General features: G+C 68.3%; 1 pseudogene. It reads right to left on the bottom strand.

Going from position 1 to position 973, the window contains the following annotated elements:
- A pseudogene (locus tag AC31A1_RS51900) lies at positions 1-883 on the bottom strand (ATP-binding cassette domain-containing protein); the annotation flags it as partial.
- Positions 884-973: the final 90 nt, after the last annotated feature.

Here is a 973-nt window from a genome sequence, read left to right as displayed (position 1 = left end):
CGGCCTCCTTCACATTCGTACGATCGTCCGCACCCGCACCCGCACCCGCCCCGTCACCGTGCCCCGTCAGATGCAGAAACACCTCATCCAGGGTCGGCCGCCGCAACGCCACATCCTCCGCATCGATCCCGCCCTCCTCCAGCGCCCGTACGACCCCGGAGAGCGCCGCCATCCGGTCGGAGACCGGCGCGCTGAGCAGCCGACGGTCGGCATCGACCCGGATGTCGGCAACAGGCAGCGGCAACAAGGCGACAGCGGCCCCCAGTTGGCCCGCGTCGCGCAGAACGACGTCGATACGGTCACCGCCCGTACGGGACTTGAGCTCGTCCGGGGTGCCGTCCTCGATGACCCGTCCCTGGTCAACTACCGAGACACGATCGGCGAGTTGATCGGCCTCCTCCAGGTACTGCGTGGTGAGCAGAACCGTCGTACCACCCCCGACCAGGGAGCGAACCGCCGTCCACACCTCCGCACGCCCGCGCGGATCGAGGCCGGTGGTCGGCTCGTCCAGGAAGAGGATCTCCGGAGCGGTGACGAGCGAGGCGGCGAGATCCAACCGCCGCCGCATGCCGCCGCTGTAGGCGCGAACCGGCTTACGCCCGGTCTCGGCGAGGTCGAAACGCTCCAGGAGTTCATCGGCACGCACGCGCGCGCGACGAGCGCCAAGATGATGGAGACGCCCGAACATCTCCAGGTTCTGCCGGCCGCCCAACTCCTCATCCAGGGCCGCGTGTTGACCGAGCAGGCCGATACGGAACCGGACCGCACGGGCCTCGGTCAGCACATCATGACCCGCAACCTCGACGCGCCCGGAGTCGGGCCGCAGCAAGGTGGACAGAACACGGACCAGGGTGGTCTTGCCCGCACCGTTGGGCCCGAGCACCCCATGCACGGTGCCGCGCGCGACACACAGATCGAGCCCGTCCAACGCTTTCTTGACCCCCTTGGACTTGACCCTGTCTCTTATACACAT

It is taken from the genome of Streptomyces sp. P5F9 (assembly GCF_057961495.1).
The sequence above is the reverse complement of the archived record's forward strand: the minus strand, read 5'-3'. Positions and strand labels throughout refer to the sequence as shown.